Origin of the sequence: Enterococcus larvae (assembly GCF_017830045.1) — a bacterium.
GTDB classification, from domain to species: domain Bacteria; phylum Bacillota; class Bacilli; order Lactobacillales; family Enterococcaceae; genus Enterococcus_L; species Enterococcus_L larvae.
This window is the reverse complement of sequence record NZ_JAEDXU010000004.1, coordinates 229,820-249,013: the sequence shown is the minus strand read 5'-3', so window position 1 is coordinate 249,013 and position 19,194 is coordinate 229,820. Positions and strand designations below refer to the sequence as shown.

Sequence of the window (19,194 nt, the reverse complement as noted above, 5' to 3'; positions counted from 1 at the left end):
TAACGATCAAAGTAAAGTAGGAGGGAAACAAGACGTGGCGATTAAAAAGTACAAACCTACCACAAATGGCCGTCGTAACATGACAACTTCTGATTTCGCAGAAATCACAACGTCAACACCAGAAAAAACGTTATTACAGCCATTAAAAAATAATGCCGGTCGTAACAACCACGGTCGTATTACTGTACGTCACCAAGGTGGCGGACATAAACGTCAATATCGTGTAATCGACTTCAAGCGTAACAAAGACAACGTTGTTGCTACTGTTCGTACGATCGAATATGATCCAAACCGTTCAGCTAACATCGCGTTAGTACACTATGAAGATGGAGTGAAAGCTTACATCTTAGCACCAAAAGGATTAGAAGTTGGCATGAAGCTGGTTTCAGGTCCTGAATCTGATATTAAAATTGGTAACAGCTTGCCATTGGCAAACATTCCAGTGGGTACTGTTGTTCACAATATCGAAATGAAACCAGGTAAAGGCGGACAATTGATCCGTTCAGCTGGTACAAGTGCTCAAGTACTTGGTAAAGAAGGTAAATACGTATTGATCCGCTTGAACTCAGGCGAAGTTCGTATGATTCTTGCTGCATGCCGTGCAACAATCGGTTCTGTAGGTAACGAACAACACGAATTGATCAATATCGGTAAAGCCGGTCGTTCTCGCTGGATGCGTAAGCGCCCAACTGTTCGTGGTAGCGTAATGAACCCTAACGATCACCCACACGGTGGTGGTGAAGGTAAAACTCCAATCGGACGTAAAGCGCCAGTATCACCTTGGGGTCAACCAGCATTGGGTTACAAAACTCGTAATAAAAAAGCAAAATCAGACAAACTTATCGTTCGTCGTCGTACTAAATAATCTATATAAATTTATGAACTGTATGTTTAACAGAATTTATATAATTGACCATGTGTCGCACATTTTGAGAGGAGGTTCACCATGGGTCGTAGTTTAAAGAAAGGGCCTTTCGCTGATGATCATTTGATGAAAAAAGTGGAAGCTCAACAAGGCGCTGAAAAGAAAAAAGTTATTAAAACTTGGTCTCGTCGTTCTACAATCTTCCCAAATTTTGTAGGATTTACAATTGCTGTATATGATGGACGTAAACACGTTCCTGTATACATCCAAGAAGACATGGTAGGACATAAATTAGGTGAATTCGCACCAACTAGAACTTATCGTGGGCATGCTGCCGATGATAAGAAAACTAGACGTTAATTTTGAGGGAGGGAAATATCAACATGGCAGAACAAATCACATCAGCTAAAGCAACTGCAAAAACAGTTCGCACTTCTCCTCGTAAAGCACGTTTAGTAATCGATCTTATCAGAGGAAAAAGCGTTGCGGATGCAATTTCAGTTTTGAAATTCATGCCGAACAAATCTGCTGGAATCATTGAAAAAGTTTTAATGTCAGCAGTTGCTAACGCAGAAAACAACTTTGACTTAGACGTTGAAAATTTGGTTGTATCTGAAGCTTTTGTTAACGAAGGACCAACTATGAAACGGTTCCGTCCACGTGCCAAAGGTTCAGCATCACCAATCAACAAACGTACAAGTCATATTACAGTAGTAGTAGCAGAAAAATAATTGAGGCGGAACTATTACTTTAGTGTTTTCGAACCTAAAAGTAATAGACACCACACCTCGCACTGAACTTCTTTCAATAGAAGGAAGTGTCAACAATTAAGAGGAGGGACAATCAGTGGGTCAAAAAGTACATCCAATTGGAATGCGTGTAGGCATCATCCGCGACTGGGATGCAAAATGGTATGCTGAAAAAGAGTATGCTGAATTCTTGCACGAAGATTTGAGAATCCGTAAATTCATCGCAAAAAAACTAGCTGATGCCGCTGTGTCTACAATTGAGATTGAGCGCGCTGCAAACCGTGTGAATATTTCAATCCACACAGCTAAACCAGGTATGGTTATCGGTAAAGGCGGATCTGAAGTCGAAAACCTTAGAAAAGAATTAAACAAACTAACTGGTAAAAGAGTTCATATCAACATCATTGAAATCAAAAAACCAGATTTAGATGCTAAATTAGTCGGCGAAGGAATTGCACGTCAATTAGAAAACCGTGTAGCTTTCCGTCGTGCACAAAAACAAGCGATCCAACGCACAATGCGTTCAGGCGCTCAAGGAATCAAAACACAAGTATCTGGTCGTTTGAATGGTGCGGATATCGCTCGTTCAGAAGGATACTCAGAAGGAACTGTTCCTCTTCATACATTGCGTGCAGATATTGACTACGCATGGGAAGAAGCAGACACAACTTACGGAAAACTAGGAGTAAAAGTGTGGATCTATCGTGGAGAGATTCTTCCAACGAAAAAAAACACTGAGAAAGGAGGGAAATAAGCATGTTAGTACCTAAACGTGTAAAACACCGTCGTGAGTTCAGAGGTAAAATGCGCGGTGAAGCAAAAGGCGGAAAAGAAGTCGTGTTTGGTGAATGGGGATTACAAGCAGTAGAATCTCATTGGATCACAAACCGTCAAATCGAAGCTGCCCGTATCGCTATGACTCGTTATATGAAACGTGGCGGGAAAGTGTGGATCAAAATTTTCCCTCACAAATCTTATACAAGTAAAGCGATCGGTGTTCGTATGGGTAAAGGTAAAGGCGCACCTGAAGGCTGGGTATCTCCAGTTAAACGCGGCAAGATCATGTTTGAAATTGCCGGTGTACCTGAAGAAGTAGCACGTGAAGCACTTCGCCTTGCATCCCACAAATTACCAGTTAAAACTAAGATCGTAAAACGTGAGGAAATGGGTGGTGAATCGAATGAAGGTTAAAGATATCAGAGAATTAACCACTGCCGAAATGCTTGATCAAGAAAAACAATTAAAAGAAGAATTGTTTAATCTGAGATTCCAATTAGCAACAGGTCAATTAGAAAACACTGCACGTATTAAAGAAGTACGTCAATCGATTGCACGCATCAAAACAGTATTGCGTGAACAAGCTAACTAATAGTGGAAGGAGGCCAAACGCGTATGACTGAAGAAAGAAATCAACGCAAAGTTTACCAAGGTCGTGTTGTTTCAGACAAGATGGATAAAACAATCACTGTTGTCGTAGAAACAAAGAAAAACCATCCTATTTATGGTAAACGTATGAAATATTCTAAAAAGTACAAAGCTCATGATGAAAACAACACAGCAAAAGTTGGAGACATCGTAAGAATCATGGAAACTCGTCCATTATCAGCTACAAAACGTTTCCGTTTACTAGAGGTAGTCGAAGAAGCAGTTGTTATCTAAATAAAACGAGATTTTCCTATATAGATTGAAGTACAAAATCTGAAAGGGGGATACACATCGTGATCCAACAAGAAAGCCGATTAAGAGTTGCTGACAACTCAGGTGCACGTGAAATTCTGACGATCAAAGTCCTTGGTGGTTCTGGTCGTAAAACTGCTAATATTGGTGACGTTATTGTTGCTACGGTTAAACAAGCAACGCCAGGTGGTGTTGTCAAAAAAGGTGAAGTAGTTAAAGCCGTTATCGTTCGTACAAAATCAGGCGCTCGTCGTCCTGACGGTTCTTATATCAAATTTGACGAAAATGCTGCGGTAATCATCCGTGATGATAAAAGCCCGCGCGGCACTCGTATCTTCGGACCTGTTGCACGTGAATTACGTGAAAACAATTTCATGAAGATCGTTTCTCTGGCACCAGAAGTATTATAATCCAGACACTTATCAAAGGAGGTGCGAAACAGTAATGTTTGTTAAAAAAGGCGATAAAGTTAAAGTTATCACTGGTAAAGATAGAAACAAAGAAGGCGTTGTGCTAGCAGCGTTTCCTAAAAAAGACAAAGTTATCGTTGAAGGTGTTAACATGATGAAAAAACACCAAAAACCAAGTCAGGCGTCACCACAGGGTGGTATTCTGGAAGTAGAAGCACCGATCCACATTTCAAATGTAATGGTGATCGATCCTTCAAACGGAGAAGCTACTAGAATTGGTTCTAAAGAAGTAGACGGTAAAAAAGTACGTGTTTCTAAAAAAACAGGTGAAGTTTTAGATAAATAGAATTTAAGGAAGGAGGGGCTTATTGAATGAACCGCCTGAAAGAAAAATATATTAAAGAAGTAACACCATCATTGATGGAAAAATTCAATTATAGTTCAATCATGCAAACACCAAAAGTTGAAAAGATCGTTATCAACATGGGTGTCGGTGATGCAGTATCTAACGCTAAAAACTTAGATAAAGCTGTTGAAGAATTGGCATTGATCTCAGGTCAAAAACCAATCATCACTAAAGCAAAGAAATCAATCGCTGGATTCCGTCTTCGTGAAGGAATGCCGATCGGTGCGAAAGTAACACTACGCGGAGAAAGAATGTATGAATTCTTAGATAAACTGGTTTCAGTTTCTCTACCTCGTGTACGTGACTTCCACGGTATCAGTAAAAAAGCCTTTGACGGACGCGGTAACTACACTTTAGGTATTAAAGAGCAATTGATCTTCCCAGAAGTTGATTATGATTTAGTAGATAAAGTACGCGGTATGGATATCGTTATTGTTACAACAGCAAACACTGATGAAGAATCTCGTGAGTTGTTAGGACAATTAGGCATGCCATTCCAAAAATAAAAAAAGGAGGCGAACTACGTGGCTAAAAAATCAATGATTGCTAAAAACAAACGCCCAGCTAAACATTCAACACAGGCTTACACTCGTTGCGAACGTTGCGGACGTCCACATTCAGTTTATCGTAAATTTCATCTTTGCCGTATTTGCTTCCGCGAACTTGCCTATAAAGGTCAAATTCCCGGCGTGAAGAAAGCTAGCTGGTAAACAAGTAAACTTGCATAAAGGAGGTAACTAGTTCAATGGTCATGACAGATCCAATTGCAGATTTTCTAACTCGCATTCGTAATGCGAACATGGTTAAACATGAGAGTTTGGAAGTGCCTGCATCAAAAATCAAGCGTGATATCGCTGAGATCCTGAAACGTGAAGGATTCGTTCGCGATGTAGAATATATTGAAGATGACAAGCAAGGCGTGATCCGTGTTTTCCTTAAATACGGCAGAAACGACGAGCGCGTTATCACTAACTTAAAACGTATCTCTAAACCAGGTTTACGTGCATATGTAAAAGCTGACGAAGTACCAAAAGTACTGAATGGTTTAGGTATTGCGATCATCTCTACTTCAGAAGGTGTTGTCACTGATAAAGAAGCAAGAGCGAAAAACATCGGCGGCGAAGTAATCGCCTACGTATGGTAATTTAAAAGAATACACAAGGAGGTGTCTCTAAGTGAGCCGTATTGGTAATAAAGTTGTTGTTCTTCCTGCTGGCGTTGAAGTTAAGCAAGACGGAAACAACATCACTGTAAAAGGACCAAAAGGTGAATTGACTCGTGAATTCTCTGCAGATATCAAAATGAATATCGAAGGAAACGAAGTTACATTTACTCGTCCGGATGACAGCAAAGAAATGAAAACAATCCACGGAACATCTCGTGCGAACTTCAACAACATGGTTGTTGGTGTGAGTGCAGGATTCGAGAAAGCTTTAGAGCTTATCGGGGTTGGGTACCGTGCCCAAGCGCAAGGAAATAAATTAACGCTTAACGTTGGTTACTCTCACCCAGTTGAGATGACTGCACCAGAAGGCGTAACATTTGAAGTACCTTCAAACACGCAAGTGATTGTTAGAGGTATCAATAAAGAACATGTCGGCGAATTAGCAGCGAATATCCGCGGCGTTCGTCCTCCAGAGCCTTATAAAGGCAAAGGTATCCGCTATGTTGGCGAATACGTGCGTCGTAAAGAAGGTAAAACTGGTAAATAATAAAAGATGTGTAGGAAAATCGCTTAGAAGCGAGCAACAAGAGAAATCAACTTTGTTGAAACGAAGTTTCAATCAAGTGATTCACTTGCGCCGCAGCTTCTATTTTCCGGAACTCGTTAATCTCGAGTTTTAGAGAAAATCGCTTAGGCTGATTTTCCAACTGTCGTTTATTTCCGGTTTCTGGATGAAAACTGTTGAATAAACAGTTTATCAAAACAAAGAGGTGACAATTGTGATTACAAAACCAGATAAGAATAAAACACGTCAGAAGAGACATCGTCGTGTTCGTAACAAAATCTCTGGTACTGCTGAGTGCCCACGCTTGAACGTTTTCCGTTCAAACAAAAACATCTACGCGCAAATCATTGATGACGTAGCGGGTGTAACGCTAGCAAGTGCCTCTGCCTTGGAAAAAGATATTTCAGGTGGAACAAAAGTTGAGCAGGCTGCTTCAGTTGGTAAACTGGTTGCAGAACGTGCTGCTGAAAAAGGTATTAAAGTAGTAGTCTTTGACCGTGGTGGGTACCTTTACCATGGCCGCGTGCAAGCTTTAGCAGAAGCTGCTCGTGAAAATGGACTGGAATTTTAGGAGAAGGAGGAACACCATTCATGGTTTATATTGATCCAAAACATTTGGAATTGGAAGACCGCGTTGTTGCAATCAACCGTGTAACAAAAGTTGTTAAAGGTGGACGTCGTCTACGCTTTGCTGCTTTAGTTGTTGTCGGCGACAAAAACGGTCACGTTGGTTTTGGTACAGGTAAAGCACAAGAAGTACCAGAAGCAATTCGTAAAGCAATCGAAGATGCGAAGAAAAACTTAATTGAAGTTCCTATGGTTGGTTCTACCATCCCTCACGAAGTTATTGGAGTGTTCGGCGGCGGCCGTATCCTTATGAAACCTGCAGTAGAAGGTTCTGGGGTTGCAGCGGGCGGACCAGTTCGTGCCGTATTAGAGTTAGCTGGGGTAGCTGATATCACATCTAAATCTTTAGGTTCAAACACACCGATCAACGTTGTTCGCGCAACTGTTGATGGATTGACTCAATTAAAACGTGCCGAAGAAGTGGCAGCACTTCGCGGTAAATCTGTAGAAGAATTAATCGGTTAAGGAGGACAAAAATAATGGCTGAATTAAAAATTACTTTAAGACGCAGTGTTATCGGACGTCCTCAAAACCAGCGTGATACAGTAAAAGCGTTGGGATTGAAAAAAATGAACAGTACAGTTGTTAAACCTGCTAATGAAGCAATCAAAGGTATGGTTAACACTATCTCTCATTTAGTGGACGTAGAAGAAGTTTAATTAACTTAATTTAGAATGTTTAAGGAGGTGCCAAACCACAATGAAACTTCATGAATTAAAACCTGCTGAAGGTTCCCGTAAAGTACGTAACCGTGTTGGACGTGGTACTTCATCTGGTAATGGTAAAACATCCGGCCGTGGACAAAAGGGGCAAAAAGCTCGTTCAGGCGGCGGTGTACGTTTAGGATTTGAAGGGGGTCAAACTCCATTGTTCCGTCGTTTACCAAAACGCGGATTTACAAATATTAATCGTAAAGACTATGCAGTCATCAATTTAGATGTATTGAATCGATTCGAAGATGGAGCTGAAGTAACTCCTGTTGTCTTGAAAGAAGCAGGAATCGTTAAAAGCGAAAAAGCAGGAATCAAAGTTCTTGCTAATGGTGAATTAACGAAGAAATTGACTGTTAAAGCAGCAAAATTCTCTAAAGCAGCACAAGAAGCAATCGAAGCTGCTGGTGGGTCTATCGAGGTGATCTAATGCTTAAACTATTAAAGGATGCTTTTAAAGTCAAAGACATTAGATCAAAAATCTTCTTTACAGTTTTCATACTGTTCATCTTTCGTTTAGGTGCTCATATTACTGTACCTGGGGTAAATGCCAGAGGATTACAGGAATTGAGCGGTTTGCCGTTTCTGAATATGTTGAACATTGTCAGTGGTAGTGCTATGCAGAACTTCTCCATCTTTGCGATGGGGGTTTCTCCATATATCACTGCATCGATCATCATTCAGCTGCTGCAAATGGATATCATACCAAAATTTGTTGAATGGTCAAAACAAGGTGAGGTTGGACGTAAGAAATTGAACCAGGCGACTCGTTACTTGACGATCGTTTTGGGGATTGCTCAATCGTTTGCTTTAACTTATGGATTCAATTCACTAAGCGGCATCGGGATCGTAAAAAATCCTACAGCTTCAACTTATGTGATGATCTCGATCATTTTAACTGCTGGAACGCTCTTTGTTACATGGATGGGCGAGCAAATTACGGAAAAAGGAATTGGAAATGGTGTTTCCATGATCATCTTTGCCGGTATTATTTCAGGTTTACCTGGATCTGTCAAAGAGATTATCGAAGATTATTTCATTAATATCCCTTCTTCTGATCTTGTTAACTCAATCATCTTTATTGTGATATTGCTCATTGCAATCTTGATTATAGTGACTGTTGTTACATTTGTTCAGCAGGCAGAAAGAAAGATTCCAATTCAGTACACAAAACGTGTATCTGGAGCACCAACAAGCAGCTATCTACCATTAAAAGTAAATGCAGCGGGAGTTATCCCGGTCATTTTCGCCAGCTCATTGATTTCAACACCTAATGCAATTTTGCAAGGTTTTGCATCAAGCTATTCTGGTGAAGGATGGTACGAAGTAATGACACAAATTTTTGATTACAACACTATACCAGGTGCAACAATCTATACTGTACTGATCGTCGCTTTCACGTTCTTCTATGCATTTGTTCAGGTCAACCCTGAGAAATTAGCGGAAAATCTGCAAAAACAAGGAAGTTACATTCCAAGCGTGCGACCAGGTAAAGGGACAGAAGATTATGTATCCAGTATGTTGATGAGACTAAGTGTAGTTGGTTCTATCTTCTTAGGAACTATTGCATTATTGCCGATCATCGCGCAAATGCTTTGGAACCTGCCTCAATCAATCGGTTTAGGCGGAACCAGTTTGCTGATCATCATCGGTGTTGCGTTGGAAACAGCAAAACAATTAGAAGGTTTAATGTTGAAACGTCAATATGTTGGCTTTATCAATAAGTAAGAATCGTGTGTTGAGGATTTTCCTCAGCACCATTCTCACATTTGGCTAATTTTGTGGTCAGCCTTTTAAATTAGGAGGAAGTCAGATGAACCTCATTTTAATGGGACTGCCTGGAGCTGGTAAGGGAACACAAGCTGAGCGGATTATCGACGGATATGGGATTCCTCATATCTCTACTGGTGATATGTTCCGTGCAGCAATGAAGAACCAGACAGCTCTTGGGCTTGAAGCAAAATCTTATATCGACAAAGGCGAGTTGGTTCCGGATGATGTAACAAATGGAATCGTGAAAGAGCGCTTGGCGGAACCTGATACAGAAAAAGGTTTTCTGCTAGACGGATTTCCAAGAACGCTTGATCAAGCTGAAGCATTAGATAAAATGCTTACCGAATTGAATAAAAAAATTGATGCTGTTATCGACATCCATGTTGAAGAAGATGTATTGATTGAACGTCTGGCAGGACGCTTTATGTGTAAAAACTGCGGGGCAACTTATCATAAGATCTTCAATCCTCCAACCGAGGAAGGAACATGTGATCGTTGCGGCGGACATGAATTTTATCAAAGAGAAGATGATAAGCCTGAAACGGTAAAAAATCGTTTGACAGTAAACATCAAAAGCAGTGCGCCAATTTTGGCATACTACAAAGAAAAGAACGTGTTGCATACAATCGATGGCAATCGTGAAATCGATGAAGTGTTCTCTGATGTGAAAACAATCATTGACAACTAGTTGATTCATTTGACTGCTCGCGAGTAACTGTTTTGTTGTGCTTTGATTCTCTTGCTAAATGTAATGATTTATGATAGAATGTATCAGTCCGACTTCTATAGAAAAGTTTTTGGAAGTCTAACTTGAAGATTCTAGGTGGGAGCAGCAGTTTCCGCCGTTTTATCGTGTGAAAATGCGAAACAAGTACAAGGAGGTACTGTGCGTGGCAAAAGATGATATGATTGAAATCGAAGGTACAGTCGTCGAAACTTTGCCGAATGCAATGTTTAAAGTTGAATTAGAAAATGGGCATGTTGTATTGGCTCATGTTTCTGGTAAAATTCGTATGCATTACATCCGAATTCTGCCTGGGGATAAAGTAACTGTTGAGTTGTCACCATATGATTTAACTCGCGGTCGCATCACTTATCGCTTTAAATAATTGTACTCCGTAAAATCTCAGGAGGTATTATCATGAAAGTAAGACCATCAGTAAAACCAATGTGTGAGCATTGTAAAGTAATCCGTCGTAAAGGACGTGTTATGGTCATTTGCCCAGCAAATCCAAAACATAAACAACGTCAAGGATAATAGGAGGTGTAACGAATAATGGCTCGTATTGCAGGAGTAGACATTCCTCGTGACAAACGTGTAGTAGTTTCTCTTACTTATATCTTCGGTATTGGTAACACTACTGCGAAAAAAGTTTTAGCGAATGCAGGTGTATCTGAAGAAGTTCGTGTTCGTGATTTAACGAATGAACAAACAGATGCTATCCGTGCGGAAATAGACAAATTAAAAGTTGAAGGTGACCTTCGTCGTGAAGTGAACTTGAACATCAAACGTCTGATGGAAATCGGTTCTTACCGTGGAATCCGTCATCGTCGTGGATTACCAACTCGTGGACAAAACACGAAAAATAATGCACGTACTCGTAAAGGCCCAGCTCGTACTGTAGCAGGCAAGAAAAAATAATTCCTAAGTGAAGGAGGTTAGAACTTCATGGCAGCAAAGAAAGTTAGTCGTAAACGCCGTGTAAAAAAGAATATAGAAGCGGGTATCGCGCATATTCACTCTACATTCAATAATACAATTATCATGATCACTGATACTCATGGCAATGCATTGGCATGGTCATCAGCAGGATCATTAGGCTTCAAAGGAAGCAAAAAATCAACTCCTTTTGCCGCTCAAATGGCTGCAGAAGCTGCAACTAAGGTAGCACAAGAACATGGACTGAAAACTGTCGAAGTAACAGTTAAAGGACCTGGTTCTGGACGTGAAGCAGCAATCCGTTCATTACAAGCAACAGGTTTAGAAGTGACTGCAATTCGTGACGTGACTCCAGTTCCTCATAATGGATGCCGCCCTCCAAAACGCCGTCGTGTTTAATGAGTGCAGCTCATTTTGAGTTTGAACCAAAAACGTCATTGAACAAGACACTTTTCGTTTTGAAAGGGGTATAGATAAGAATGATTGAATTTGAAAAACCAAGAATCGAAAAAATTGATGAAGATAGAGATTATGGCAAGTTCGTTGTAGAGCCTCTTGAACGAGGATACGGGACTACTTTAGGCAATTCTCTACGTCGTATTTTATTGTCTTCATTACCTGGGGCTGCTATTACTAATATCCAAATTGATGGCGTACTGCATGAATTCTCAACTGTTAAAGGTGTGAGAGAAGATGTAACGCAAATCATTCTGAATATCAAAGGTCTGGCATTGAAGCTCTATTCTGAAGATGAAAAAACCCTTGAGATCGATATTACAGGACCCGCTACAGTAACTGCCGGCGATATTATCGTTGATAGTGATGTTGAGATCCTAAATAAAGATTTAATTATCTGTAGTGTCGCTGAAGGAGCTGCTTTCCATGCTCGCTTAACAGTGAAACCTGGTCGTGGCTATGTTCAAGCAGACGAAAACAAAAAGGAAGATATGCCTATTGGTGTTCTACCTGTCGATTCTATCTACACACCAGTACGTCGTGTGAACTACCAAGTAGAGAATACACGTGTCGGTCGTCGTGATGATTTCGATAAATTAACAATGGAAATATGGACAGATGGTTCAATCATTCCACAAGAAGCTCTTAGTTTAGCTGCTAAGATCATGACTGAACATTTAGATATCTTTGTGAATCTTACTGATGAAGCGAAAAATGCTGAAATCATGGTTGAAAAAGAAGAAACACAAAAAGAAAAAATGTTGGAAATGACCATCGAAGAATTAGACTTGTCTGTTCGTTCATACAACTGTTTGAAACGTGCAGGAATTAATACTGTACAAGAGCTTACAAACAAATCCGAACCTGAAATGATCAAAGTACGTAATTTAGGTCGTAAATCTCTTGAAGAGGTTAAACTGAAATTACATGATCTAGGGTTAGGCTTACGTAAAGACGATTAATACTTTTTACGAAGGAGGGAAACCAACGTGGGTTATCGTAAATTAGGACGCACATCAAGCCAACGTAAAGCGATGTTGCGTGACTTAACAACTGACTTAATTATTAACGAACGTATCGTTACGACTGAAGCTCGTGCGAAGGAAGTTCGTTCAACAACTGAAAAAATGATTACTTTAGGTAAACGTGGAGATCTTCATGCACGTCGTCAAGCTGCGGCTTTTGTACGTAATGAAGTTGCCAGTGTTCGTGAAGAAAATGAGGCTATCGTAGTTGAATCAGCTTTGCAAAAACTATTCAGCGACTTAGGTCCTCGTTATGCTGAACGCCAAGGTGGATACACTCGTATCCTGAAAACTGAACCTAGACGCGGAGATGCTGCGCCAATGGTAATCATTGAATTTGTTTAATAATCAAACTATACCGTCACTTTATGGATGATTCTGTTAGAGTGTTATGATGTTGGAGGCGACTCCTAGTCTAGCTCACGCCATGTCCGCTGGTTTCCAGCGGACAGGCACTCATCATATAAGGTGTTTTTTTGTACATATTGAGCTGTTGAAAAAAACATAAAGAGGAAGTCAGGCATATTCTATTGCCTGACTTCCTCTTTTACTATTAAAATCAGAGACCGACGTCCTCTAGAATCAAAAACAGTGTGATTCTATCAGCGAGTTTGGAACGACGTGTAATCGCCAGTGTACTGCAGATACATTCATCTTTCAAACAGTCGCCGCAGTTTCCTGTTTTGATACAAGGCGTCTGCTGGAGCTCAAGACGAAAAGAATTTTTTGGCGCTGTTTTATTTCTGACCATCGAGATAGTTGTATCCAAATCTCCATAGACTTTATTGATGCCTACAAAGATGAATACTTTATCCGGTCCATAAGTCAGTGCGGCTACTCTGTTGCCGACACTATCCATATTAACAAGAATACCGTCATCGGTGAGTCCATTGATGCTGGTTAGATAAATATCTGATAATAGAGACTTTTTCATGAGCTGATGCCGTTCCGTGAGATCAGCTGCTAACTCCCGATTGATGATTGACTGGTTGCGGCTATAAAGCGCATCAATGATTCCAGATTGTTCAATCGTTATAGAGCCTCCAAATGCAACGACTGCCTCGGAGGGAATCTGTAAGAGCGCGGCTTCTTTTGCAGCTTCAAGAGTGTCACAAACTACAACATTAAAATTTCGCTGACTCAGCTTTCGTTTGATTTTCTCCGCTGCTGTTGAATAGTATTTCTTTTGATACGCTTCCATATGGGTGTCCCTTTCTGTAATGCTGTTTCTATGTATACTCATCTATATAAAGCCTGTAAAGGATTCCAATGTACAATAAGTGTCTGTACTTTCATAACAGAGGTAAAAGAAATCCTATCGTCTTTCAATTCTTTAATAGATTCATCTATATACTACCATAGAAGAAGTGATTAAATCAGTGAATAAAAAAATTAATAGGAATTGCGTTGTCTTGACAGTTTCGCTCCCATTTAAAGTATTCTTTTGCTATAATGGAAATTACGGAATACGCAGCAAGAAACAAGCAAAAGAACTGATTTTTTGATAGAATCAGTAAGAATAAATGATTGAAGGAGTATGAAATGGAACCAATAATCGAACTTAAAAATATATGCTTCAATTATCAACCCGAAGATGCGTCTCCGGCGTTGAATGATGTGTCCTTCAGCATCGAGCGTGGAGAATGGATCGCGATCATTGGTCATAACGGCTCAGGGAAATCGACACTAGCTAAAACGATCAATGGATTGCTGCTGCCGGCTTCTGGAAGTATATCGGTAGGCGGTAAGCAACTAGATGAAGAAAATGTGTGGGATATTCGACGGATGGTTGGGATGGTCTTTCAAAATCCTGATAATCAGTTTGTCGGATCTACAGTAGAAGATGATGTGGCCTTTGGCCTTGAAAACCAAGGAGTACCCAGAGATGAAATGGTAAAACGAGTCTATGATGCACTTGAGAAGGTTCGAATGGACAGCTTTGCTGACAGAGAACCAGCACGCCTTTCAGGTGGACAGAAGCAGCGTGTGGCGATTGCCGGAGTCGTTGCTTTACGTCCGGATATCATCATTTTGGATGAAGCAACAAGCATGCTTGATCCAGAAGGTCGAGAGGAAGTTATTGCTACGATTCGCAAAATCAAAGCAGAAAGTAATCTGACGGTAATCTCTATTACCCATGATATCGATGAAGCCGCTAATGCAAATCGAATTCTGGTAATGAAACAAGGGCAGCTGATTGATGAAGGCACGCCTGAAAAAATCTTTTCAGCAGGAACTGATTTGATTGGTATGGGGTTGGATCTTCCGTTTCCTGAAAAACTGAAAATTGCTCTGGAGGAACGCGGGATGACTGTACCAAAAGAGTATTTGACTGAAGAAAGTATGGTGGAATGGCTATGGACATCCGTTTTGAACAAGTAGATTTTACTTACCAACCCAATACTCCGTTTGAACAGCGAGCCTTGTTTGATATCGATCTGTTGATCAAGGATGGTTCTTATTCAGCGATCGTTGGTCATACAGGCAGCGGTAAATCCACACTGCTTCAGCATTTAAATGCGTTGGTCAAACCGACAAAAGGTACTGTGACGATTGGTGATCGTGTGATCGCACCAGAGACGGACAATAAAAATTTAAAACCCCTTCGAAAAAAGGTCGGGATCGTTTTCCAGTTTCCTGAGGCTCAGCTTTTTGAGGAAACAGTCGCAAAGGATATTGCATTTGGTCCGCAGAATTTCGGGGCAACTGTAGAGGAAGGGCGGAAGTTGGCAGAGGAAATGTTACGCTTAGTCGGGCTCGATGAGAGCTACCTTGAGCGTTCACCTTTCGAGCTTTCCGGCGGTCAGATGCGTCGTGTGGCGATTGCCGGAGTTCTGGCAATGGAGCCGGAGGTTCTGGTTCTTGATGAGCCGACAGCGGGTCTTGACCCTCAAGGGCGAAAAGAAATGATGGAGATGTTCTGGAATCTGCATAAAGACAAGGGAATAACAATCGTTTTGGTTACCCATTTGATGGATGATGTTGCAAATTATGCAGATCAAGTGTTTGTACTGGAAAAGGGCTATGTAGTGAAAACTGGCAAGCCAAGTGATGTTTTTCAAGATACACAGTGGTTGAAGGAAAGACAATTAGGCGTACCTACTGCTGCAGAATTTGCGGAGAGATTAGCTGAAAAAGGTTTTTCAATGTCCAAGCTGCCACTAACAGCAGCAGAACTGGCTGATTTGATCCTTAACGAAAAGGCTGGTGGGAAGCAATGATGAACAAACTGATTTTTGGTCGATATATACCGGGGGATTCATTTATTCATAAAATGGACCCGCGTGCGAAGCTATTAGCCAGCTTTTATTTCATTGCTATTATTTTTCTGGCAAATAATTGGGCGACGTTTGCTATTTTCGGCGCATTCACATTAGGCGCAATCGCCGCTTCCAAGATCAACCTGCGCTTCTTCATTCGAGGGATTCGTCCACTGTTGTGGCTGATCCTGTTTACGGTTGCGTTGCAGATGCTCTTTACACAAGGGGGCGCTGTTTACTTCCAATGGTGGATATTTTCTGTCACTGAATACGGTGTAACGAATGGCTTGTTCATCTTTTGTCGATTTGTTTTGATTATTTTCATGTCGACTCTGTTGACCCTGACAACACCGCCGTTGGCATTATCAGATGCCATCGAATACTTGCTGCGTCCTTTCAAGGTAGTTAAGCTGCCAGTTCATGAGATCTCATTGATGCTGTCGATTGCTTTGCGTTTTGTACCGACTTTGATGGATGAAACAGAAAAGATCATGAATGCACAGCGGGCAAGAGGGGTTGATTTTGGCGAGGGCAATCTGGTTCAGAAAATGAAGGCTGTGATCCCACTGCTGATTCCGCTATTTGTCAGCAGCTTTAACCGAGCTGAAGATTTAGCAACTGCTATGGAGGCAAGAGGGTATCAAGGTGGAGAAGGACGGACGAAATACCGTATCCTTCATTGGCAAAAAGGCGACACAGCTGTGATGCTGATATTTGCTGTATTAACAGCGGTTCTGATTTTTGTAAGAAGTTAAACAAAAGAAAAGGTGGAAAAAGATGCCGCGTTATAAAGCAGTGATTGCTTACGATGGAACGAATTTCAATGGCTTTCAGGCACAGCCCAATGGTAGAACTGTTCAGGAAGAGCTTGAAAAAACGTTGAAGAAAATGAACAATGGCAAGACGATACAGATTTTTGGTTCCGGTCGGACTGATGCCGGCGTTCATGCAGAGGGACAGGTCATTCATTTTGACTATCCGGAAGATAGACCGCTGGAAAGAATCAGGTATGCTCTGGACACGCAGACACCGGAAGACATCAGTGTAAAGCAGGTAGAGAAGGTTCGAGAGGATTTTCATGCAAGGTATCATGTAACGGAGAAGACCTATCAGTTTCGAGTAGATATCGGTAAGCCGAGAAGTCCGTTTCGACGTTTTTATGCCAGCTATTACCCGTACCCTTTAGACTTAGATAAGATTTATCGTGCATTACCTGATCTGTTAGGAACACATGATTTTACTTCATTTTGTGCTTCCGGCAGCAGTGTGGATGATAAGATCCGTACGATTTATGAGGCGAAGATGGAGGTCAATAAGCAGGGAGATGAGCTTCTCTTTACTTTTAGAGGCGATGGCTTTCTGTATAAAATGATTCGAATACTCGTCGGGACATTGTTGAAAATTGGTAATGGACGAATGGATGAAACATCGATTCCAGCTGTTCTAGCTGCTAAGGATCGTAATTTAGCCGGACCTACCGCTCATCCGGAAGGACTGTATCTTGTGGAAGTGAACTATGAATCAGAAATAGTCTGAGGGTGGCTAATGCGGAAGAAATCTTGTAGATAGAAAAATGAAGAAGTCATACTGGAGCGGCTTCTTTAAAATGTAGAGGAGTGTGTGGATGAATCATCGCACGCTCCTCTTTTCTAATTGCCCATAGATGAATGATGCAGTAAAAAATATCCTATAAAGGAGGAAAGAGAAATGGATGCGTTTGACTATATGAAGCATAAATATTGGTTGTTGGAGCACATGTATCAGTCACGTATATTTTGTTACACCGGTCAGGAAGAGGAACAGCTGAGGAATGAAATCAATCGAGTTTGTTTTGAAGGATTGATTGGTAAAACACAGGTAGATGAGCAATTTGCCGCATGCTATTCTACTTACTTCTATCTATGCAGCAAGCATGGGCTATCTGTTGAGAACAATCTGGTCGAACTGGATCAGTCTATCGCATTTTTAGAAAAAGGATCAGCTATTTTAAAAGATGAGCAAAAAGAAATTGTAGCTGAAGATCTTGAAGAGCTTCTCTTTATCAAGAAGCAGTTATCTGAAAGAACAGACTTGAGTGCTAATAAGCTTTCCTTCTGGAATAAACTCTTATAAGTGTTGAGATTATTTGCTTTAGGATTCAGCCAACTCTTCAAGCCGTTGATCTTGTAAAAAAAGGTATCGGTGCGCCCACATCCAAAAGGATGGGACACCGATACCTTTTAATATCCTGAGGCAGCATTCTTTTCTCTGAACAGCTTATTCAGCCGAACATAAAGATAAGCCAATTCTTCATCTCCATATGAAAGATCCATGAAATAAAGAGGCAGGTCCGGATATGTTTTTAATGGCAATAAAGATGAGCTGATCACTAAATCATAGTCAGTTGTGAGTTCATCTATGTATGGATAAGCATCTACAAATCCCAAGCGGTTCAAGAATTGATAAAGATTTCGTACCAATAAAAACTCATGCTCAAAAGCAACCCCGATTTTCAGATTATCTGAGTGCTTTATTTGGTCTAAATAAGGGAGTAAGACATTTTTCAATGATTGGATCAAATTAGCTTGAATCTTTGGCAGGTAGGGAAAGGTATCATGATTCAAATGCTGGATGAGAAACTGCCGCATTTTTTGCTCAAGAAGAATTTCCATCTGTTGCTGGCTCTTTTCCGGCTGAGTTATCAGACCTTGCAAGCTCGGAAAAGGCTGCTGAAGAACATGAAAAACGAAAAACACATTGAAAAGATTTCCCTTTAGTAATGATTGGTCTAAAAGCTCAGGTGCTTCGTAAAAAACTTCCTTCTGCATATACGTAATGAAGGTGTCCACGAATCTCTGAATGCTGTTTTCACGTCGCAAAAAGTCAGTCAGTGTTTGCTGCAGTGCCGGGTCGCTTTCAAGAGTATAGAATGGTGCATAATGAGCAAGAAAGAAAATAAAACTACTTTCCGCCTTATGTTTTTCCGGTGGGAGAGCTTTGACAGGACCTAATACTTTATTCAGACGCTCGAAATCGTAATAGGGATTATCCTTCATCAAGAAATCATACTTTGGATCGTACGTGACAAACAGTTTTTTTCTTATACGAGATAAGAAGATAGCGGCAAAATAAGAAAGCTCCTGAGCCCCTAGATAAGTTCTCGATGATGGAAAATATTCAGAGAAAGATTGAACTAGTGCGACCGCTTCGGATTTTTTTACATTCTTAAAGGGCCAGACAGTACCTCGTGTTCCCAACCATAACGTATTGAACAAGGCAACACGTACAATACGCTCATCACCAATTAGATTCGCTTCACGGTAGCTAAACCGTAAATTAAAGCGCTTTACATGCTTTTTAAGAGGCCCCATTTTTCTTGAGACAGTGGATTGGCTGACATAATGTCGGCTGCAGAAGTCTTTGATCGTAGGCTGTTCATGATTCAAGAAATATAGGATAAACATAAATGGAATAGATTTTTTTAATAGCAGATAGCGATACTCATCAATACTGACGATAAGAGACGCTGTATTTATTTTACCGGCCTTTTTTAAGATGGACGGTTGCCTTTTAGAGTAGTCGGTAATCTCCTGATTGATTTCAGCCAAAATAATCAAAGCCTGCTGATAATTCAAATCAAAAGCTGCTGCTAACTGAGCGATAGAGAGAGTTGTCTGCTTTAGGTTGTAGATTTTTTTATAAATCTTGAACTTCATCAGCGTATTACTATCCATCATCAGCTCTTCAAATAGCATCATTTGTATACATCCCTCCCTGTTGATTATTGTAGTAAAGAAAACCCAATATGCCCATTATAATACATAAAATTAATGAAAATTACTTTTTTCTTATAAAAATTATAAATAA

At 40.6% G+C, this 19,194-nt stretch carries 32 protein-coding genes; 30 read left to right on the top strand and 2 right to left on the bottom strand.

Annotation, left to right across the window (positions count from 1 at the left end; all coding sequences use genetic code 11):
- Nucleotides 1-34: 34 nt before the first annotated feature.
- The 25 genes from rplB (at nt 35) to rplQ (ending at nt 12,433) form a co-directional block, all read left to right on the top strand.
- Nucleotides 35-865, top strand: a complete 831-nt coding sequence (rplB, locus tag I6N96_RS09765) for a 50S ribosomal protein L2 (protein ID WP_202058261.1) — start codon at nt 35-37, stop codon at nt 863-865.
- Between the two features lie 81 nt (nt 866-946).
- Entirely contained in the window at nt 947-1,225 is a 279-nt protein-coding gene (gene rpsS, locus I6N96_RS09760; RefSeq protein ID WP_010756443.1) for a 30S ribosomal protein S19, read from the top strand.
- 23 nt (nt 1,226-1,248) lie between these two features.
- Complete coding sequence (gene rplV, locus I6N96_RS09755) at nt 1,249-1,596, top strand: 50S ribosomal protein L22 (RefSeq protein ID WP_209557372.1); 348 nt, start codon at nt 1,249-1,251, stop codon at nt 1,594-1,596.
- 115 nt (nt 1,597-1,711) lie between these two features.
- Nucleotides 1,712-2,368, top strand: a complete 657-nt coding sequence (rpsC, locus tag I6N96_RS09750) for a 30S ribosomal protein S3 (protein ID WP_202058255.1) — start codon at nt 1,712-1,714, stop codon at nt 2,366-2,368.
- A gap of 2 nt (nt 2,369-2,370) precedes the next feature.
- A complete protein-coding gene (rplP, locus tag I6N96_RS09745) occupies nt 2,371-2,805 on the top strand; it encodes a 50S ribosomal protein L16 (RefSeq protein ID WP_086349665.1) in 435 nt (144 codons plus the stop codon).
- Nucleotides 2,795-2,983: a 50S ribosomal protein L29 gene (gene rpmC / locus I6N96_RS09740; RefSeq protein ID WP_209557371.1), complete on the top strand. Its 189-nt coding sequence runs from the start codon at nt 2,795-2,797 to the stop codon at nt 2,981-2,983. The genes rplP and rpmC overlap by 11 nt, the downstream gene beginning before the upstream one ends.
- A 23-nt stretch (nt 2,984-3,006) precedes the next feature.
- Entirely contained in the window at nt 3,007-3,273 is a 267-nt protein-coding gene (gene rpsQ / locus I6N96_RS09735) for a 30S ribosomal protein S17 (RefSeq protein ID WP_010766219.1), read from the top strand.
- Nucleotides 3,274-3,332: 59 nt separating this feature from the next.
- The gene (gene rplN, locus I6N96_RS09730) at nt 3,333-3,701 is read left to right on the top strand and encodes a 50S ribosomal protein L14 (protein ID WP_086349668.1); all 369 of its coding nucleotides are present in this window, start codon (nt 3,333-3,335) and stop codon (nt 3,699-3,701) included.
- A gap of 34 nt (nt 3,702-3,735) precedes the next feature.
- On the top strand, nt 3,736-4,047 hold the full coding sequence (gene rplX / locus I6N96_RS09725) for a 50S ribosomal protein L24 (RefSeq protein ID WP_209557370.1): 312 nt from the start codon (nt 3,736-3,738) through the stop codon (nt 4,045-4,047).
- Between the two features lie 26 nt (nt 4,048-4,073).
- Complete coding sequence (rplE, locus tag I6N96_RS09720) at nt 4,074-4,613, top strand: 50S ribosomal protein L5 (RefSeq protein ID WP_202058253.1); 540 nt, start codon at nt 4,074-4,076, stop codon at nt 4,611-4,613.
- 18 nt (nt 4,614-4,631) lie between these two features.
- A complete protein-coding gene (locus tag I6N96_RS09715; protein ID WP_002356214.1) occupies nt 4,632-4,817 on the top strand; it encodes a type Z 30S ribosomal protein S14 in 186 nt (61 codons plus the stop codon).
- Between the two features lie 35 nt (nt 4,818-4,852).
- Complete coding sequence (gene rpsH / locus I6N96_RS09710; protein ID WP_202058251.1) at nt 4,853-5,251, top strand: 30S ribosomal protein S8; 399 nt, start codon at nt 4,853-4,855, stop codon at nt 5,249-5,251.
- A 31-nt stretch (nt 5,252-5,282) separates the two neighbouring features.
- Nucleotides 5,283-5,819 carry a 50S ribosomal protein L6 gene (gene rplF, locus I6N96_RS09705; RefSeq protein ID WP_209557369.1) on the top strand — a complete coding sequence of 179 codons (537 nt, stop codon included), beginning with the start codon at nt 5,283-5,285 and terminating at the stop codon, nt 5,817-5,819.
- Between the two features lie 232 nt (nt 5,820-6,051).
- Nucleotides 6,052-6,408, top strand: coding sequence for a 50S ribosomal protein L18 (rplR, locus tag I6N96_RS09700; RefSeq protein WP_086349673.1), 357 nt, complete (start codon nt 6,052-6,054; stop codon nt 6,406-6,408).
- Between the two features lie 20 nt (nt 6,409-6,428).
- Complete coding sequence (rpsE, locus tag I6N96_RS09695; protein WP_202058247.1) at nt 6,429-6,929, top strand: 30S ribosomal protein S5; 501 nt, start codon at nt 6,429-6,431, stop codon at nt 6,927-6,929.
- A gap of 14 nt (nt 6,930-6,943) precedes the next feature.
- Nucleotides 6,944-7,123: a 50S ribosomal protein L30 gene (rpmD, locus tag I6N96_RS09690; RefSeq protein WP_086349675.1), complete on the top strand. Its 180-nt coding sequence runs from the start codon at nt 6,944-6,946 to the stop codon at nt 7,121-7,123.
- A gap of 40 nt (nt 7,124-7,163) precedes the next feature.
- Entirely contained in the window at nt 7,164-7,604 is a 441-nt protein-coding gene (rplO, locus tag I6N96_RS09685; RefSeq protein WP_202058245.1) for a 50S ribosomal protein L15, read from the top strand.
- The gene (secY, locus tag I6N96_RS09680) at nt 7,604-8,902 is read left to right on the top strand and encodes a preprotein translocase subunit SecY (RefSeq protein ID WP_209557368.1); all 1,299 of its coding nucleotides are present in this window, start codon (nt 7,604-7,606) and stop codon (nt 8,900-8,902) included. The genes rplO and secY overlap by 1 nt, the downstream gene beginning before the upstream one ends.
- A gap of 85 nt (nt 8,903-8,987) precedes the next feature.
- Nucleotides 8,988-9,635, top strand: coding sequence for an adenylate kinase (locus I6N96_RS09675; protein ID WP_209557367.1), 648 nt, complete (start codon nt 8,988-8,990; stop codon nt 9,633-9,635).
- A gap of 202 nt (nt 9,636-9,837) precedes the next feature.
- Nucleotides 9,838-10,056: a translation initiation factor IF-1 gene (gene infA / locus I6N96_RS09670; RefSeq protein ID WP_067395111.1), complete on the top strand. Its 219-nt coding sequence runs from the start codon at nt 9,838-9,840 to the stop codon at nt 10,054-10,056.
- Between the two features lie 32 nt (nt 10,057-10,088).
- Nucleotides 10,089-10,205 carry a 50S ribosomal protein L36 gene (gene rpmJ, locus I6N96_RS09665; protein WP_002288710.1) on the top strand — a complete coding sequence of 39 codons (117 nt, stop codon included), beginning with the start codon at nt 10,089-10,091 and terminating at the stop codon, nt 10,203-10,205.
- A gap of 18 nt (nt 10,206-10,223) precedes the next feature.
- A complete protein-coding gene (gene rpsM, locus I6N96_RS09660; protein ID WP_209557366.1) occupies nt 10,224-10,589 on the top strand; it encodes a 30S ribosomal protein S13 in 366 nt (121 codons plus the stop codon).
- A 27-nt stretch (nt 10,590-10,616) separates the two neighbouring features.
- Nucleotides 10,617-11,006, top strand: a complete 390-nt coding sequence (gene rpsK / locus I6N96_RS09655; RefSeq protein ID WP_086349680.1) for a 30S ribosomal protein S11 — start codon at nt 10,617-10,619, stop codon at nt 11,004-11,006.
- A gap of 80 nt (nt 11,007-11,086) precedes the next feature.
- A complete protein-coding gene (locus I6N96_RS09650) occupies nt 11,087-12,025 on the top strand; it encodes a DNA-directed RNA polymerase subunit alpha (protein WP_086349681.1) in 939 nt (312 codons plus the stop codon).
- A gap of 27 nt (nt 12,026-12,052) precedes the next feature.
- Nucleotides 12,053-12,433 (top strand): 50S ribosomal protein L17, encoded by a 381-nt coding sequence (gene rplQ / locus I6N96_RS09645; RefSeq protein ID WP_209557365.1) that lies wholly within the window; start codon nt 12,053-12,055, stop codon nt 12,431-12,433.
- A 214-nt stretch (nt 12,434-12,647) separates the two neighbouring features.
- Here rplQ and I6N96_RS09640 read toward each other — a convergent pair whose 3' ends face one another.
- Nucleotides 12,648-13,331 carry a lactate utilization protein gene (locus tag I6N96_RS09640; protein WP_245186913.1) on the bottom strand — a complete coding sequence of 228 codons (684 nt, stop codon included), beginning with the start codon at nt 13,329-13,331 and terminating at the stop codon, nt 12,648-12,650.
- 299 nt (nt 13,332-13,630) lie between these two features.
- Here I6N96_RS09640 and I6N96_RS09635 point away from each other — a divergent pair, with 299 nt between their 5' ends.
- From I6N96_RS09635 to I6N96_RS09615, 5 genes are all read left to right on the top strand, one after another.
- Complete coding sequence (locus I6N96_RS09635; protein WP_209557364.1) at nt 13,631-14,470, top strand: energy-coupling factor ABC transporter ATP-binding protein; 840 nt, start codon at nt 13,631-13,633, stop codon at nt 14,468-14,470.
- Complete coding sequence (locus I6N96_RS09630; protein ID WP_209557363.1) at nt 14,446-15,309, top strand: energy-coupling factor ABC transporter ATP-binding protein; 864 nt, start codon at nt 14,446-14,448, stop codon at nt 15,307-15,309. Before I6N96_RS09635 ends, I6N96_RS09630 begins: the two co-directional genes overlap by 25 nt.
- Nucleotides 15,306-16,103 carry an energy-coupling factor transporter transmembrane component T family protein gene (locus I6N96_RS09625; RefSeq protein ID WP_209557362.1) on the top strand — a complete coding sequence of 266 codons (798 nt, stop codon included), beginning with the start codon at nt 15,306-15,308 and terminating at the stop codon, nt 16,101-16,103. Before I6N96_RS09630 ends, I6N96_RS09625 begins: the two co-directional genes overlap by 4 nt.
- 22 nt (nt 16,104-16,125) lie before the next feature.
- A complete protein-coding gene (truA, locus tag I6N96_RS09620) occupies nt 16,126-16,884 on the top strand; it encodes a tRNA pseudouridine(38-40) synthase TruA (RefSeq protein ID WP_209557361.1) in 759 nt (252 codons plus the stop codon).
- 171 nt (nt 16,885-17,055) lie between these two features.
- Nucleotides 17,056-17,460, top strand: coding sequence for a hypothetical protein (locus I6N96_RS09615; RefSeq protein ID WP_209557360.1), 405 nt, complete (start codon nt 17,056-17,058; stop codon nt 17,458-17,460).
- A 107-nt stretch (nt 17,461-17,567) separates the two neighbouring features.
- Here I6N96_RS09615 and I6N96_RS09610 read toward each other — a convergent pair whose 3' ends face one another.
- Nucleotides 17,568-19,085, bottom strand: a complete 1,518-nt coding sequence (locus I6N96_RS09610) for a helix-turn-helix domain-containing protein (protein ID WP_245186912.1) — start codon at nt 19,083-19,085, stop codon at nt 17,568-17,570.
- Nucleotides 19,086-19,194 lie beyond the last annotated feature (109 nt).